The sequence below is a fragment of the Photobacterium sp. CCB-ST2H9 genome, from assembly GCF_023151555.2.
Classification (GTDB): Bacteria; Pseudomonadota; Gammaproteobacteria; order Enterobacterales; family Vibrionaceae; genus Photobacterium.
Genome location: NZ_CP100426.1, coordinates 1,298,852 through 1,314,371, shown reverse-complemented (window position 1 = coordinate 1,314,371; position 15,520 = coordinate 1,298,852). Strand labels below are relative to the sequence as shown.

At 52.4% G+C, this 15,520-nt stretch carries 16 protein-coding genes; 5 read left to right on the top strand and 11 right to left on the bottom strand.

Translation table 11 applies throughout. The features are described 5' to 3' along the window. Positions 1-8: 8 nt before the first annotated feature. The 11 genes from L4174_RS22645 to L4174_RS22595 form a co-directional block, all read right to left on the bottom strand. Positions 9-719, bottom strand: coding sequence for a tetratricopeptide repeat protein (locus L4174_RS22645; protein WP_248143003.1), 711 nt, complete (start codon positions 717-719; stop codon positions 9-11). A 58-nt stretch (positions 720-777) separates the two neighbouring features. Next, positions 778-1,680, bottom strand: coding sequence for a type II secretion system F family protein (locus tag L4174_RS22640; protein WP_248143004.1), 903 nt, complete (start codon positions 1,678-1,680; stop codon positions 778-780). 115 nt (positions 1,681-1,795) lie between these two features. Beyond that, positions 1,796-2,662 carry a type II secretion system F family protein gene (locus L4174_RS22635; protein WP_248143005.1) on the bottom strand — a complete coding sequence of 289 codons (867 nt, stop codon included), beginning with the start codon at positions 2,660-2,662 and terminating at the stop codon, positions 1,796-1,798. Further along, positions 2,659-3,918, bottom strand: coding sequence for a CpaF family protein (locus L4174_RS22630; protein ID WP_248143006.1), 1,260 nt, complete (start codon positions 3,916-3,918; stop codon positions 2,659-2,661). The genes L4174_RS22635 and L4174_RS22630 overlap by 4 nt, the downstream gene beginning before the upstream one ends. 33 nt (positions 3,919-3,951) lie before the next feature. Beyond that, entirely contained in the window at positions 3,952-5,055 is a 1,104-nt protein-coding gene (locus tag L4174_RS22625; RefSeq protein WP_248143007.1) for a hypothetical protein, read from the bottom strand. A gap of 1 nt (position 5,056) precedes the next feature. Continuing rightward, a complete protein-coding gene (locus L4174_RS22620) occupies positions 5,057-6,214 on the bottom strand; it encodes a type II and III secretion system protein family protein (protein ID WP_248143009.1) in 1,158 nt (385 codons plus the stop codon). Between the two features lie 14 nt (positions 6,215-6,228). After that, on the bottom strand, positions 6,229-7,251 hold the full coding sequence (cpaB, locus tag L4174_RS22615; protein WP_248143011.1) for a Flp pilus assembly protein CpaB: 1,023 nt from the start codon (positions 7,249-7,251) through the stop codon (positions 6,229-6,231). Between the two features lie 101 nt (positions 7,252-7,352). Beyond that, positions 7,353-7,862 carry a TadE/TadG family type IV pilus assembly protein gene (locus L4174_RS22610; protein WP_248143013.1) on the bottom strand — a complete coding sequence of 170 codons (510 nt, stop codon included), beginning with the start codon at positions 7,860-7,862 and terminating at the stop codon, positions 7,353-7,355. Beyond that, positions 7,850-8,218: a prepilin peptidase gene (locus L4174_RS22605; protein WP_248143015.1), complete on the bottom strand. Its 369-nt coding sequence runs from the start codon at positions 8,216-8,218 to the stop codon at positions 7,850-7,852. The genes L4174_RS22610 and L4174_RS22605 overlap by 13 nt, the downstream gene beginning before the upstream one ends. A gap of 76 nt (positions 8,219-8,294) precedes the next feature. After that, complete coding sequence (locus L4174_RS22600; protein ID WP_248143016.1) at positions 8,295-8,495, bottom strand: Flp family type IVb pilin; 201 nt, start codon at positions 8,493-8,495, stop codon at positions 8,295-8,297. Between the two features lie 187 nt (positions 8,496-8,682). Continuing rightward, the gene (locus L4174_RS22595) at positions 8,683-9,957 is read right to left on the bottom strand and encodes a sensor domain-containing diguanylate cyclase (RefSeq protein WP_248143017.1); all 1,275 of its coding nucleotides are present in this window, start codon (positions 9,955-9,957) and stop codon (positions 8,683-8,685) included. A 395-nt stretch (positions 9,958-10,352) separates the two neighbouring features. Between L4174_RS22595 and ugpB the strand changes: the two genes are divergently transcribed. The 5 genes from ugpB to L4174_RS22570 all read left to right on the top strand — a co-directional run bounded on the left by ugpB (position 10,353) and on the right by L4174_RS22570 (position 15,514). Next, positions 10,353-11,660 carry a sn-glycerol-3-phosphate ABC transporter substrate-binding protein UgpB gene (gene ugpB / locus L4174_RS22590; RefSeq protein WP_248143018.1) on the top strand — a complete coding sequence of 436 codons (1,308 nt, stop codon included), beginning with the start codon at positions 10,353-10,355 and terminating at the stop codon, positions 11,658-11,660. A gap of 69 nt (positions 11,661-11,729) precedes the next feature. Then, on the top strand, positions 11,730-12,611 hold the full coding sequence (locus L4174_RS22585; RefSeq protein WP_248143019.1) for an ABC transporter permease subunit: 882 nt from the start codon (positions 11,730-11,732) through the stop codon (positions 12,609-12,611). 116 nt (positions 12,612-12,727) lie between these two features. After that, the gene (ugpE, locus tag L4174_RS22580) at positions 12,728-13,525 is read left to right on the top strand and encodes a sn-glycerol-3-phosphate ABC transporter permease UgpE (protein WP_371929450.1); all 798 of its coding nucleotides are present in this window, start codon (positions 12,728-12,730) and stop codon (positions 13,523-13,525) included. A gap of 87 nt (positions 13,526-13,612) precedes the next feature. Further along, the gene (gene ugpC / locus L4174_RS22575; protein WP_248143020.1) at positions 13,613-14,695 is read left to right on the top strand and encodes a sn-glycerol-3-phosphate ABC transporter ATP-binding protein UgpC; all 1,083 of its coding nucleotides are present in this window, start codon (positions 13,613-13,615) and stop codon (positions 14,693-14,695) included. Positions 14,696-14,737: 42 nt separating this feature from the next. Then, positions 14,738-15,514 carry a DeoR/GlpR family DNA-binding transcription regulator gene (locus L4174_RS22570; protein ID WP_248143021.1) on the top strand — a complete coding sequence of 259 codons (777 nt, stop codon included), beginning with the start codon at positions 14,738-14,740 and terminating at the stop codon, positions 15,512-15,514. Positions 15,515-15,520 lie beyond the last annotated feature (6 nt).

The following is a 15,520-nucleotide window of genomic DNA, read 5'->3' as shown; positions in this document are numbered from 1 at the left end:
CTGTCCGGTTAAGATGGATCCAACTGTAACGGGTGGAAAACGGCGATGGCATCCATCATTTCTTTTTGCTCTGCTTCCCCCCATGCGAAACGGGAAGCCAGTGAGGCGGCAGCCTGTTTCTGGTTATTTTTCAGTAAAATAAACCATAAGTTTTTAGCCGCATTCGGATGATTCGGATTCAGCTCAAGGGCTGTCATCAGCTCATCTCTGGCTTTCTGATCCTGGCCGGTGACCAGCAGCAGAAATCCCAGATCATTGCGCACATCCGCCTCCACAGGGGCGGCCTTAGCTGCTTTTTCCATCCAGTCCATTGCTGCATTCATCTGCCCCTGATAGGAAGCAATCAAGCCCAGACCGTGATAAGCCTCTCCGGCAAGACAAGTGTCCGCCAAATTCCGGTATAGCCGGGCAGCTTCATCCCATTTGCCGAGTTTCCGGTAACTGTTGGCCCGCATAATCCGGACACTCAAGCCATCTTCCTTCAGCTCATCAAGCGCAGCCAGCGCCAGGTAATACTGCCCCTGCGCCATCTGCTGCTTCACCATCGCCAGCTTCATACCGTCTTTCGCAACCAGAGTTTCACCACAGGCACCGGACTGCACATCTTTGTTGGCCGTTTCATGTGCGCTCTCATCCTGCGGCGATACACTGCAACCAGTAAGCACCACCGCCAGCAAACCACTCACCCAAAAAGATCGTTCCTGTTTTCCGTTTTTCATGCATCCATCCCTGTTCATTTCCTGCTATCCACTTCCAGATCTGTTGTCCTGGCTGCTGTTAACTGCTGAGTGAGTTGAGCAGCGCCATAAACCCGGGACCGGCCAGCACAACAAACAAGGCCGGAAACAGAAATATCATCATCACCACAGACATCTTGCCCGACAGTTTGGTGACTTTTTCCTGTAACTGAGTTCGCCGTCTGTCTTGCAACAGCACCGACAACTGATTGAGTGATGCAGACATATTGCCACCGGTTTCAGAGACCTGAGCCAGCATCGTGAGTAAATCCTGCATCCCGGCAGACTCGTTCACTCTGGCGATCTGACTGAAAACGGAAGCCCGCTCCTGACCCGCTTCAATTTTGCTCAACGCCAGCCTGAGCTCTTTGTTCAGTTCCGGAGTCAGATCGGACAGTTCACGGGTTAACGTGCGTAACAGACTTTCCAGCGACAGACCCACATCCCACAGAATTTTCATTACCTGCAGGCCAATGATGAGTTCTTCATCAATGATACGGGTCCGTCTGGCTGCCTTTTTCTTCAGCCACTGAATCGCGAAATAAGCAGTCCCCATCGCGCTGACCAGCATCAGACTGATTTTATGATTCAGCGTTGCTTCCGCCTGAATCAGCTGACTGGCAAAGACCAGCTGGATGGCACACCACACCGCCGCCAGACGAAACACACAGAGCGTTTGCTCACGGTTCGTGATGTAACCGGCTTTACGCATCATCTCCAGAATTTCATTGAAGTAAGAAGAGGCATTGCTGCGTTTTGTTTTTCCCCACAACCACTGCCCGCGCCGGATGACCCGCTCCCCGGCTCGCGGCCTGCCCAGCGATTTCGCCAGATTCTCTTCCACATGACGCGCTTTTTGCAGTTTCAGAGACCAGTAAATCAGCCCTGCCCCGCTCACAGTGCACAACAGGCTCGCAATAATCAGATAAGCTGTGATTGTCATGGTGTTTCTCCTGCATATTCCTTCAACACCCATTCCTCATCTCGCGCAGGAATTACGCCAGAAGAAGATCATCTCCAAACAGACGGCGGCCACCGGACAAAAGATGCCCCCATATCTACAGTGACCGGATCATCCGCCAAAGTACCAGGCCGCCGAATAACTGCGCCCCAAGCCCTGCAATCAACGCCTGACGGCCCGTTTCATCGGCCCACATCGACAACAGCTGCTGCGGATTCGTCACCAGCATATAAATCGCCATCGCCGTGGGTGCCAGCCCCATAATCCAGGCCGTAATCCGGGTTTCCCCCGTCATTGATTTCAGCTCCCGCTGACTACGTTCCTGCTGATGCAGTAACTCGACAAGATTTGTGAGTGCTGCGGTCACACTGCCGCCGAACTGATGATTGACCTTGAACACAGAAGCGAGCAGCGCGAACTCTTTCACGCCGGTAATCCTTGCCTCTTTGTGAAAAGAATCGTACAGCTCCGTTCCCAGAGACATCCGCTGAACCGCGCGCTCCGCCACAGCGTGTAACGGGTCATTCATGGCCTGCAATACATGTTCAACCGCTTTATTGAGCGACATCCCCACATGAACCCGCCGGTTGATATGGTCGATAAAGCCTGGCAGCTGCTGGAGAATCTTCCGCCGTGTATTACTTTTTTTGATTTGTCCCAGCAACAGAATCAGACCCACCGAGCTGGCCAGTCCCATGCCCAGCCCGCTCACGCCTGTCATCCGCGCCAGTAAAAAAGGGCCAAATAAAATACAAGCGGCGTAAAACATCAGGCTGACCGGAGACGTACTCAGGCCCAGTCGCTGCCAGCCTTCCAGCATACGATCCCGGCTCCGTGCCTTTGGCTCACGCGGATCAACCAGATTCACTGGCTTCACGCCAGGGTTACTTTGGCGGGTAGCAATGATCATGAGCCCACAGCTGATCAGCAACAGCAGCATCGCAATCACGATCAGGCTGTTCATCTGTCTTCTCCCAGTTTCTTGCGCAGATGCACCGACATGGCATCAACTGTCATGAAATCATCCGTCTGCGGGTGATATCGATACAGCTCCTGAATCCGGATTTTTTCATCGGCAACATCCTGGACTTCAACAATGTGAGTGATGACCCGCTTCCCGTTTGGCAACCGGGAAACCTGAACAATCATGTCGATTGCCGTTGCAATAATCTGTTTGATTAAAGACTCCGTCGACGTAAAACCAGCCAGGGTCACCATCATTTCCAGCCGCACCAGAGCGTCGCGGGGGGAGTTGGCATGCAGAGTACTCATTGACCCCTGATGGCCGGTGTTCATGGCCTGAAGCACATCCAGCACTTCAGCCCCGCGGCTTTCCCCCAGAATGATCCGGTCCGGCCGCATCCTCAGCGCATTTTTGAGCAAGTCCCGCGCCGTTACTTCGCCTTTGCCCTCAGAATTTGGCGGGCGGGTTTCCAGCCGGACCACGTGTCCGTTGCGCAGCTGCAGTTCTGCCGCATCTTCAATCGTGACCACACGCTCGCCGCTGTTGATGTAATGGCTGAGAATATTCAGTAAGGTGGTTTTCCCCGAACCGGTTGAACCACTGATCAGGATATTAAAACGGGACTGGGCACATTTTTTCAGCAGCTGATGCATGGCAAGGCTCATCGCGCCGTTCTGGATCAAAGCGTCTGCGGTGAGGCCTTCTTTCTTGAATTTCCGGACCGACAGACATGGCCCGTCAATGGATAAAGGCGGGATCACCGCGTTGATCCGGCTGCCGTCCGGCAAGCGGGCGTCGACCATGGGATTCGACTCATCGATCCGGCGGCCAATAGGGGCGATCATGCGGCGAATCACCCGTAACACATGTTGATCATTCATAAACCGCAGAGGCACGCGGCTTAACTGACCACTGCGTTCAACATAAATCTGTTTCGGACCGTTGATGAGGATATCGTCGATTTGCGGGTCATCCAGCAAATTCTGCAACGGGCCAAATCCGACAATTTCATCCAGAAGCTCTGCCACCAGCGCCTGCATATTCTGACGCTGATTGAGTTCTTTATGCAGCTGAAAGTACTGGCGTACATAGTCATGAACATGGGGCTGCATTTCCTGCCGCTCCATTTCAAACATCAGCCCGTCTTCTTCCAGTTGCTCAATGATGTAGCGGTGTAATTCCGCTTTCAGCGCCAGTGATGATTCCTCATGCTGAATCATCACTTCCCGGCTTGGCCACAACATGTCATTTCCCATACTCACTCCTTCATTCGAGGGGATACAAACGGGCTACCAGCCAAATGAAAACTGCCAGCGGGATTTCTCCGTCGACAGCCAGAGCAACTTTTCCACGGCCTTGACGTACAGCTTGAACTCCCCGCTGGGGGGAAGCAGGGTGTTGGCATTAATATCCGTGATGATCGTCCGGGAACAAGGCAGTTCCCCCCGAACCGGGAACGGCAACTGCTTCTCGATCATCTCCCGATCCGGCATCACTTCCGTGGAAAACGGCGACAACACCAGATTCACACTCCCCGGCCGGATCCCCTGCTGGTAAAGCGCTTCTGCCAGTTCGCAGCTGCTTTTCAGGCTGACATTTTTCTGATCAGCAAGCAGCCAGTGCTGGTTGCAGCGGCTGAGCATGAAAAACAGCAAAGGACTGGGCGGCATACCGGTCAGATTGATCACGATATTGCAGTAGTGGTCTTCAAGCATCTCCATGACTTCAACCAAAGCTTCCATGGTCACGGCGCCGTAGTGATCGGAAGAAGGCATACCGATGACATGAATGCCGGGGGCAATATCCAGCGCCTGTTCTGCCAGCCATTCCGGGTTGAGATAGTCTCTCTTTTCCAGCAGCGCCAAAAAATCCAGCTCACAACTGCTTCCCAGATACTCGGGCACATCGCTGTAAGGCCGTCCCAAATCCAGCAGCAGAACATCCTGCTTATTCCGGTGCTGTAGCTGCCAGGCGGCGGCTATTGACAATAATGCGCCATCGCAATCATTTCGCGGCGACAGCAGCGCCAGACGAGATTCCGCATTCACGGATTCCATCTGTATCAGACGGTTAATCGCGTCGGTCAGCCCTTCGAGTTCACACCAGTGCAAATGCTCACGAATGGTCTGACTTTGCTGAATGCCGTGCCAGTGCGCTTCCGGTGTCAGATCCACCAGAATGACATGCCGGGGTGCAAAATGGTCCATCAAACTGTCAATGTCCGGCATCGGCCAGTCAGAAGCCACCAGAATCAGAATACGGGTCTGCTGCCACGCCAGATTGGAATTCAGATGCTCAGGGGTTTCGATCCAGGTGAGTGTACTTCCCTCCGGGATTGCTTCAGTCACATCCAGCTTCGCCTGATGATCTGCTGTATAAGCCATTAACTGCATCTTAACCCTCCCCGGCAAAGCCCATCTTCACAGGAAGATCTTTGGGTTCTGCATCCAGAAAAATCAGTTCAAAAAAGTTAGGGCGGAACTGGCGGTACATCTCGCCAGGCAGCGGCGGCAGGGGTGCGTTACTGGCGAAAGGCTTCACCAGATGCGGCGTGACCACCATCATGAGTTCTTTATCATTTTCATCGAGCCGGGTTGAACGGAAGAATGCCCCCAGAATCGGAATATCCCCCAATCCCGGAAACCGATTGGCATTCTTGACCGTATTTCTGCTGACTAATCCACTGATGACAAAACTTTCACCGTTCCCCAGCTGCACCGTGGTATCCGTTCGTCTCACCGTCAGACCCGGCACCACCACACCGGCGGCCTGCACACCTTGTGAGTAATTCAGTTCACTGACTTCAGGCGCCACTTTCAGCATAATGCGGTCACCCGACATGACCGTTGGCGTGAGATTCAGCCTGACCCCGAATTCCTTAAACTCAATGGTGACATCATCATCTTTGGTGCTTTTCGGATAAGGAAACTCACCTCCCGCCAGAAAAGTTGCGGTGTGCCCGGACATGGTCACCAGACTGGGTTCAGCCAGCGTATAAGCGAATCCGTTGCTGTCCAGCGCACTCACGGTTCCCAGAAAATGATCCGCAACATTACCGATTACCAGATTGAACGAATCCCCGCTGGACAGAAAACTGCCGCGAAACCCGTTGAAATTGGCGCTGGAGATTGCACTGGCATTCCCGATGCCCCAAAACGTACCGCCGGATCCCTGCTTACCGAAGAAGAACCCCGCTTCTTTGAGCGCACTTTTACTGACTTCGACCACTTTAATGTCAGTCTGAACCTGAACATTCGAGGTCGCGACTCCGCCCGGATTCACCGCAATCCGATGGCGGACCGGCTGATCCGACCCGCGTTCCCAGATCAGCAGTGACGTGGTGCCCGTTTTTTTTCCGGTGACCAGCAGCTCGGTCGTACTGAGCACCTTCACACCCGCAACAGCAGGCTCACCAATGGCCGCCCGCTGAATACGCTTACCCGCCTGCACGGTAACCTGCTGACCGACATCCATCTGAAAATCCCGGGCCTGGCCCGCTGAAACCACACACAAAGCAGCCAAAAAACAAATTCCTTTTGTAAAGCGCAGCATTCACTTTCTCCCTGTCAGTGACTGGTGCGAACCAGCGTTCGGTTTTCTCCCTGATAGATTTCTACCCGGGGAGCTGCATAACGGTATTTCACAGGCGCCGGTTTCTTGACTTCCACTTCAGCTTCCCGGTATCCGCCCAATGTTTTCAGCGAAATAACATAGCTGTCATCCGGTTTCCCGGTTTCAACTTCCCGGACTGTCGAATGGCTGGGCGCGGTGAATAGCGCAGTGGGAATCACGGGTGTGATACTGGCTGTTTTCTGAGAAGAGACACTGACTTTGGGTCCCAGCACAGGAACCGGGGAGTGTGCAATCTGGCTTTCAGAAGTTTCTGATGCCACGACAGGGATGGCCTGATCCTGGGTACCGACCACAGCAAGACGCAGCTGACCTGTATTTTCTGCCAGCAGTAACTGCGGTGTATCGCTAGCAGGGACGGCTAGAACGACAGTTCTGGCCTTATCATTCACGGAAGTTTTTTTGTCGGGCTTTTTCCCGTCAAAACTCAGCTCATCTCCGACTGCCAGCACTTCAACGTTGCTGAGGATCCGGCGTGCGGTACTGTTGATTCCGGACTCTTTATTCGCGCGCAGCAAAAAAATCACATCCACCCGGTAACCCGGATGAAGATGGCCGCCAACAGCAGTCAGCTCACTTGCCTGAATGGCAATCGCGCGATACCCCTGCGGCAGAGACTGGGCAACCGGCAGGTGCCCCTGCAATAAAGCTGACTGGAGACGGGCGCCTTGAACAACAGGCAGTTTCAGCTGCCGGCCGAGAAACGGGGTGATCTCACGAATGTCCAGTGCCGTTGCATCCGTCACCGCCGTTGCAACCAGCATGTCCTCGTGCAGGACTGCGTTCTGCGGAACATCCCGGGCAAAAGTCCACACCGTGACCGCAGGTTTGTCGACCTTCGTTACCGAAGCAGCGGTCTGGGTCGAAGAACGACCGCTCAGACTGACGCCATACCATCCAATGAGTAATGCCAGCACTAACAACACGGCGGCAGCAATTTTTAATGTGCGTCCTTGCATGTTTCCCTCACTGTAACTGACTGACATAACTGAATCCGAACTAAAACAACTGATTCCGAACTGAAACAACATTGGCGCCGAAATACAGCTTCCTTTCAGAATTACAGGCTCAGTGTTGCCGTTGATTTCAGCTCATCCGGAACTGGCAGGCCAAAAGACGGTAAGAAAGGATATTTTTTATAGTTATAGGTGATGGTGACTTTACAGCAAACATTTCCCGGCTCGGTTACATCCACATTGAATAATGAAACAGTCGTATCATTTTCAGCCCAGGTCGTATCCAGACTTTGACCAAATAATTGACCTAATCCAGAATCCGCATCGGTATAGCGTTGAACCACTTCTTTCGCAGACTGTTCTATTTGTGACTTCAGGGTTGCAGTATCACAGGACCCGCCGTAGTAGCAGTTTGAGTCGACATAAGAAATACTGCTTCTCAGTGATTCTTCCGCTGCGTAATTAAACATCTGAACCGAAACAAATATCAGGCTGTATTGTGCAATGGCATAAAGAATCATGAGGATTAAAGGTGTCAGCAGAATCGCTTCTAATGCTGCGGCACCTTGTTGATGTTGCTTTGTTTTTCTGGCTCTGTTCTTTACACAATCCATAGCGACACCACCACTCCAACCAATAAACTTGGTACAAAGGGGGCTTCTTTCTGGTCCCGTGCAAACAGCCACCAGAATACAGCGAAGCAGAGAAAACTATAAAGCAGGATGTTCAGCATAACATCAAACGAGCTGATCACGGATAAAGCCAGTAATATTTTCACATCTGCGGCACCGAACAGTCCTTTATAAAAGAAAGGAAAAGTCAGGAAGCACACGAAAAAAAATGAAACTAAGTTCGTTATTCTCCAATCTGCGAGTTGAATATCAACCTTGCTCAGTAAAAAAAACAAAACGCCAAAAATGAATAAAACAACCAAGAAATTATGAACACGATGCTCCTTTAAATCTTGCACTGAGCACAATATAAGTAAAATAACTAATATGCTTTGTAATATCAAACCACATACTCTAACGATAAATTAACCAGAACTACTGACTAGCACTACTCACAGTTGTAGATAATTTAGTACCGGCTTGAGATATTACCCCTGGTAAATCTAGTGCTATTATGGCCCCAGCAACCACCGCAGCAATTAATACATATTCGATTGCAGATGCCCCTTTTTCTTCATGAATCAGCCGATGAATAAAGTTACTGACATGAATCCAACCCAAAGTCATATATTTCATGTGAATTCCCTCTCTTCAATTCACCATTGCGTGGCCGCAATTTTTACGTCTCTCTGTCTCAAATTTTAGAATCTAAAAAAAAATCTGTGAAAAAAATATCTGTTTTGGTAGGACTTTTTTTTCATAAGTCGTGCTTTTTTATCATCCGGGGCACTTAAAACCATCAGATCGTCATCTTTTTGACGATTCATTTGAGTCCAACGGCCCGTTTCGCCTGCAGATCGACCACCAAGTTCAGTCTGTCTGCACTCTGACTGATCTCGTCCAACTGGGGATCATAATGGGCAAACTGGCGCTTTCCTTTACGTTTCGCCTGATACATCGCCGAATCGGCCAGCTTCAGTAAAGTCTGTGCATCTTTCGCGTTAAACGGATAACGGGCAATCCCGATACTGGCCGACACCCGACACTGGTTTTCTCCGAAGTTGAAGGGTTCTGTCAGCGTATGCAGCAGTTTCTCTGCAATGGCCTCCATCCGGTAAGTCAGCTCTTCATCGTGATCTCCCCAGGGGAGAATCAGGGGCGCCCGTCTGTCCGGCTCATCCTCAAAAATCTTCTCTTTGCTGATCTGATTGATTTTGACTGCGTACTCGCCCAGCGGCACCCAAACCACAAACTCATCACCGCCCAGCCGGAAGACTTCGTCTTCAACCCGCAAACAACCCCGCATTCGTTTTGACGCATGAAGCAGCAAGGCATCGCCCACATCGTGCCCCAGCGTGTCGTTGACCTGTTTGAAGCCATCGAGATCGATAAACATCAGGCCAAAAACTTTGTTGCTCATGTCCGGGGCAGAAAAAGCCGCTTTCAGCACCCGGTTCAGAGCACGAGTATTTGGTAAACCCGTCAGTTTATCCTGCAGCGCAGCCTGTTCCATTTTGCGCTGTCGTTCGATCACATCAGAAATATCGCGCTGCGTTCCGATTAAGCGGGATGCATCATTGATGAGTCCCTGTACCACCAGCTCCAGTACTCGGGGCTGACCGTCTATCGGATCGATCATATCAATGAGTAAAGTCTGCTGTTTATTTTTGCCGGCCAGCTGCTTGAGCCGGAAGACTTTCTCATCGTCGCCGTCTTTCAGCCGGATAATCCAGTCTTTCAGCGACAACCGGCTGCCGACACGAATGCCGTAAAGATCATAAAGATAGGGACTCCACTGAAGCGTGTCATTGCTGACATCCCACTCCCAGACGCCAATCCCGGCCACAGACGTCGCCAGACTCATTCTCTGGTTGGCACGCGCAAGCTCACGATGAATACGGGAACGACGGTATCTTTGTTTCCAGACGAGACTGATCACAGACAAGCCCAAAGACGCCAGAACCAGCACGGCCAGGACCAGCCAGATGACAGGGAATGATACGTGAAGTGAGAACACCTCCAGCCATGAATCCTTGAGGCCAGCAAGGCTGCCAACCTGATCAAAGAAGGATTCCAGATTCAACTTCAACAACTTCATGATCGTCGTACACTTCCATTTGTATCTGATGCTATTTCGCAGGGATCCAGACACATCACGCTTAATCGGCTCTTTCCGGCCGCTTTCACTCGATGGGCAATCAGATTTTCCTGCTGGCGGTAAATCTAACCTAGTTCAAGCTGTTGATGATTTCCAAAATAGCGTGATTAGAATTTCATTTATGCCAGATAGGTATCACTTTTCCGGAGGACAGGCAGACCGAGAAAACTTCGTCAATTCAAAAGCTTTTCACGCGTCATCAAACTGACATCTGCCATCAACATCTCTGCAATAAAGCTCACTCACTATACAGTCAACGAAAGCAACTGACTTTCGAACGAAACCCAGAGATACCCGAGTAAGCTTCCATTCACACTGATTAACAGGGAAACAGCATGAATAAGTTAAAGACTGTGCGCGCACTGGTCATGGCCGTTGCAGGTGCCAGTTTTGCCGGCTCAGCATGGGCAACGACCGAAATTACCTGGTGGCATGCCATGGGCGGAGAACTTGGCGAGACCGTGAACCATCTGGCGAAGGAGTACAATGCCTCACAGGATGAATACAAAATCGTACCGGTTTACAAAGGTACTTACGTTGAAACCCTGACTGCAGGGATCGCCGCCTTCCGCGCCGGAGAAGCGCCGAATATCCTGCAGGTCGCAGATGTGGGTGCCGCCACCATCATGAACGCGCCGGGCGTCGCCAAACCCGTCCAGGATATTCTTGTCAGTGCCGGATACGACTTTAACAGCAAGGATTACATCGCCGGGGTACGCAACTTTTACGCCGATAATCAGGGCAAGATGATTGGCATGCCTTTCAACAGCTCGACCCCGGTGCTGTACTACAACAAAGACATTCTGAATAAAGTCGGCGTTCAGCCGCCCAAGACCTATGAAGATCTGGAAAAGGTTGCTGCCAGGCTGAAAGACAAAGGCTATGCCGGTTTCTCTCAGTCGCTGACCCCCTGGATTATGTTTGAAAACTTCAAGTCCCGTCATAACCTGCCGCTGGCCGACAGAAACAACGGCTATGAAGGTCCGGCGACCAAGCTGATGTTCAACACGCCGGACATGCGCATGCATTTCCACAAACTCAAAGAGTGGGAAGACAAAGGCTATTACAAATATTACGGTTCAGACTGGGATGCTAACCAGACCCCGTTTGAGCGCCAGGAAGTGGCCATGTGGATGGGTTCTTCCGGTTCTTTCGGCGGCCTGCGTAACCGCGTGAAGTTCAACCTGGGAACTACCTATCTGCCCTACTGGGATTCCCTCAATCACAATGCCGGCCGTACTTTCATTGGCGGTGCCGCCCTGTTCGCCCTGAACGGACACAGCAAAGCGGAAGAAAAAGGCGTCGCCAGCTTCTTCCATTATCTGACCAAAGCCGACACTCAGGTGTTCTGGCACGAAGCGACAGGCTATGTACCGGTCACTGAAGCCGCTTACGAGCAGGCCAAAGCATCGGGCTATTACAAGAAGCAGCCGGATGCCGAAATCGGCGTGAAACAGCTCAGCCTGCCTGGTGGCGACTGGACCAGAGGCTACCGTTTAGGTTTCTACCCGCAGATTCAGCAAATCATGCACCGCGAGTTCGACAACATTTTCGCGGGCACCAGCACCGTCGAAGACAGTTTCGACAAAGTTGAAAAAGAAAGTCAGGTGCTGCTGAAACGTTTTGCCCGCACCGTGAAATAACGTGCCCTCCCCGCAGCGCGGTGACTGACCGCGCTGTGTACTGATTTCTTCACCTTCATCGAGACGACCGTGGAACGCCGACAACAATTCCATCACTCGGGTGTGCCGTATCTGATGCTGGCTCCCCAGATCATGATCATTACCATCTTCTTTTTCTATCCGGCTGCGCAGGCGGTATATCTGTCGTTCATGCTGGAAGATCCCTGGGGACTGTCCAGTACCTTCATCGGGTTCGAAAACTACCAGATGCTGTTCAGCTCATCGGAATACCTGAAATCCATCGGATTTACGCTGCTGTTTTCATTCACCGTTGCCCTGCTGTCACTGGCCCTGGCACTCTTGCTGGCCGTGAAAGCCAACAACATCCGACGCGGGCAGAGCGGTTACAAAGTGACACTGACCTGGGTTTACGCAGTCGCTCCCGCAGTCGCCGGTATCATGGGTAGTTTTCTGTTTAACCCGCACTTCGGCACCTTTACCGACATGTTCGCAATTTTTGGCTGGGATTTCAGTTACCAGACCAGTGCATTTGATGCCACCTTCGCCTTGATCATTGTTTCGGTCTGGAAGCAGGTATCCGTGAATTTCGTCTACTTTCTGGCGGGCCTGCAGTCAATCTCGCATTCCGTCCGCGAGGCTGCGGAGCTGGACTGCCCGTCCGACCGGCGCCGGTTCTGGACCATTACGTTCCCATTGCTGGCACCCACCGGTTTCTTCCTGCTGGTGATCAATCTGACTTATGCCTTCTTCGACACCTTCGGCATCATCGACACCATGACCTCAGGCGGCCCAGGTGGCAGTACCACCACCATGGTCTACAAAGTCTTTCAGGATGGTTTCATCGGCGCCGACTTAGGCGGCAGCTCAGCCCAGTCCGTCGTCCTGTTGCTGCTGGTGTTAGCACTGACTTACTTCCAGTTCCGTGTCATAGAACGAAAGGTACATTACTGATGCACACGACTCAGACAAGCCGGATTCCGGCAATTCCGACAAAGAAACAACACGAGAATCGTTCGGTTTCCCTGCACCGCAGTCAATGGCTGGATCACCTGATCCTGCTGGCCGGCATGGCGTTCATGCTGGTGCCGGTCTGGCTAATCTTCGCCAGTTCAACCCACGATCCGAACACCATCATCAGTGATGGTCTGCAATGGCTGCCGGGAGACCGCTTTCTCTCTGTCTATCAGGAAGCCTGGCAAAGCAGTATCGGATTCAGCCAGGACGTCAATGCCAGCACCATGATTATGAACTCCATGATCATGGGACTGGGGTTTGCCATCGGTAAAATTATCATCTCCATGCTGGCAGCCTACGCACTGGTTTTTTTCCGGCTGCCTTATGCCAGCCTCTGGTTCGGGCTGATCTTCATCACCCTGTTACTGCCGCTGGAAGTCCGGATTATTCCGTCTTATGAAGTGGTGGCGAACCTTGGCATACTGAACTCCTATACCGGACTGATTCTGCCGCTGATTGCTTCTGCAACCGCAACATTTTTCTTCCGTCAGTTTTTCAAAACAATCCCGGATGAACTGCTGGAAGCCGCCCAGCTCGACAATGCCGGTCCCTGGCGTTTTCTGGTAGACATTCTGCTGCCCCTGTCTAAAACCATGATGGCAGCCATTTTCATCATCATGTTTGTGGTGGGCTGGAACCAGTATCTGTGGCCGATCATGATCACCACGGATGAGGCCTACAACACCATCGTCATGGGGATCAAACAGATCCTGAGCAACATTACCGAGTCCCGCCAGCCGCGTTACGACTACGCCTTCGCCATGGCCATCCTTGCCATGCTGCCCCCGGTACTGGTGGTTGTCATTTTCCAGCGCTGGTTCGTCAAAGGGCTGGTGGAATCCGAGAAATAACCGGCGGGAGACAGTGTCTCCTGCCCTGCCAAATCACGAAAAACATGATCACAAGACATGTTCACAAGATATGAGCACGAGAAAAGCATGCTGAAACTGAATCAATTAATCAAAACTTACGAGAACGGCCATCAGGCAGTCAAAGGGATCAACCTGGATGTGAAGGCCGGTGAGTTTATCGTGCTGGTCGGGCCGTCCGGCTGCGGAAAATCCTCCATTCTGCGTTCCATTGCCGGGCTGGAAGCCATCACCAGCGGCAGTATTGAACTCGACGGTCGCCGGGTCGATCCGATCAAACCGGCCGCACGGGATATCGCGATGGTATTCCAGAACTATGCGCTCTATCCGCACATGACGGTTTACGACAATCTGGCCTACGGCCTGAAAAACCGGGGGGTCGAGAAAAGCCTGATTGACAGCAAAATCCGCCGCGTGGCAAACACGCTGAAAATTGAAGATTACCTCGACCGGAAACCCGCCAAACTGTCCGGCGGCCAGCGCCAGCGGGTGGCGATGGGACGTGCGATAGTTCGTGACCCCAAGCTGTTTCTGTTCGACGAACCGCTGTCGAATCTGGATGCCGCCCTGCGCGCCCATATGCGGCTGGAAATCAAGAAACTGCAGCGCGAACTCGGGGTCACCAGTGTATATGTCACCCATGATCAAGTCGAAGCCATGACCCTGGCGGATCGCATTGTGGTCTTAAATCAAGGCAACATCGAACAGGTGGGTACCCCTTCCGAAATCTACCACCAGCCACAAAGCGAATTTGTCGCCGGTTTTATCGGCAGCCCGGCCATCAACCTGTTACCGGCAACCCTTTCTGGCGGTCAGCTGGTTCTGACCAGCGGTCAGATTTACAGCCTGCCGGCGTATGCCCACCTGCCGGACCAAAGCATCAAAGTCGGGATCCGTCCGGAGCAGCTCAGTCTGGCAACCGATACACACCCGCTTCGGTTAGAGCTGGACGTTCAGGTTGTCGAACCGCTGGGTCCGAATCAGCTGGTCCACGGTCAGTTACTTGGCCAGATGTTCACGGCAGTGACACCGGAACAGCCGCTGGCCTTACATCAGTCGCTGGCAATTTATGTCGATCCGGACAAACTGCATCTGTTCGACAGTCAGGGGCAACGCCTGTTACCTGCAACACCACAAGCAATCGCCAGTTAAGTCAGCGTGTTGGCCAGCCATCAGGCTGGCCCTGGAGTTCAAGTGAAACTATCTTCCCGCCAGCAGGCAATTCTCGACCATCTGCAACAGCATCCGGGGGTGCTTTCCAGCAACACCCTGGTGGATCAATTTCAGGTCTCAGTTCAGACCCTGCGTAAAGATTTCAATGAACTTGATGCGTTAGGGCTGGTTCGTCGGGTCCACGGTGGCATTCTGCTGCCCGGCAGCCAGGATAATCTGTCATTTGCCAATCGTGACACCTTGCATTCCGGTGCCAAACAAGCCATTGCACGGCTGGTGGCCAGCTGCTTACCCGAAGGATGCAGCCTGTTTCTCGGCATTGGTACCACCCCCAAATATGTCGCGCAGGCCCTGCTCGACCATCCGGGCCTCACGCTGGTCACCAACAATATTCAGGCAGCCCTGACACTCAGCCTCAACCCTAACGCCACCATTCACCTGGCCGGAGGCATGCTCAGAGCGAAAGACAAAGATACGGTTGGTGAAGTGACCACTGACTTTTACCGCAGCTTTCAGATTCAGTACGGAATCTTTGGCGTTGGCGGGCTAGGACAACAAGGGGAACTGCTGGACTTCAGTCCGGAGGAAGCCGCGCTCTCCCGCGCCATCATCAGCCAGAGCGAGCAATGCTGGCTGGTTGCCGATACCAGCAAACTGGGTCGCTATGCGCCGGTGATCAGCGGCCAGCTTCATGAAATGGACGCCATGTTCATTGATCAGCCCGATGCGGCCATTGAAGCGCTCTGCAAACAGTATGAGGTTCATCTGTGGACGGCGGCAAACGGATTTACAGTGTAAAAGCAG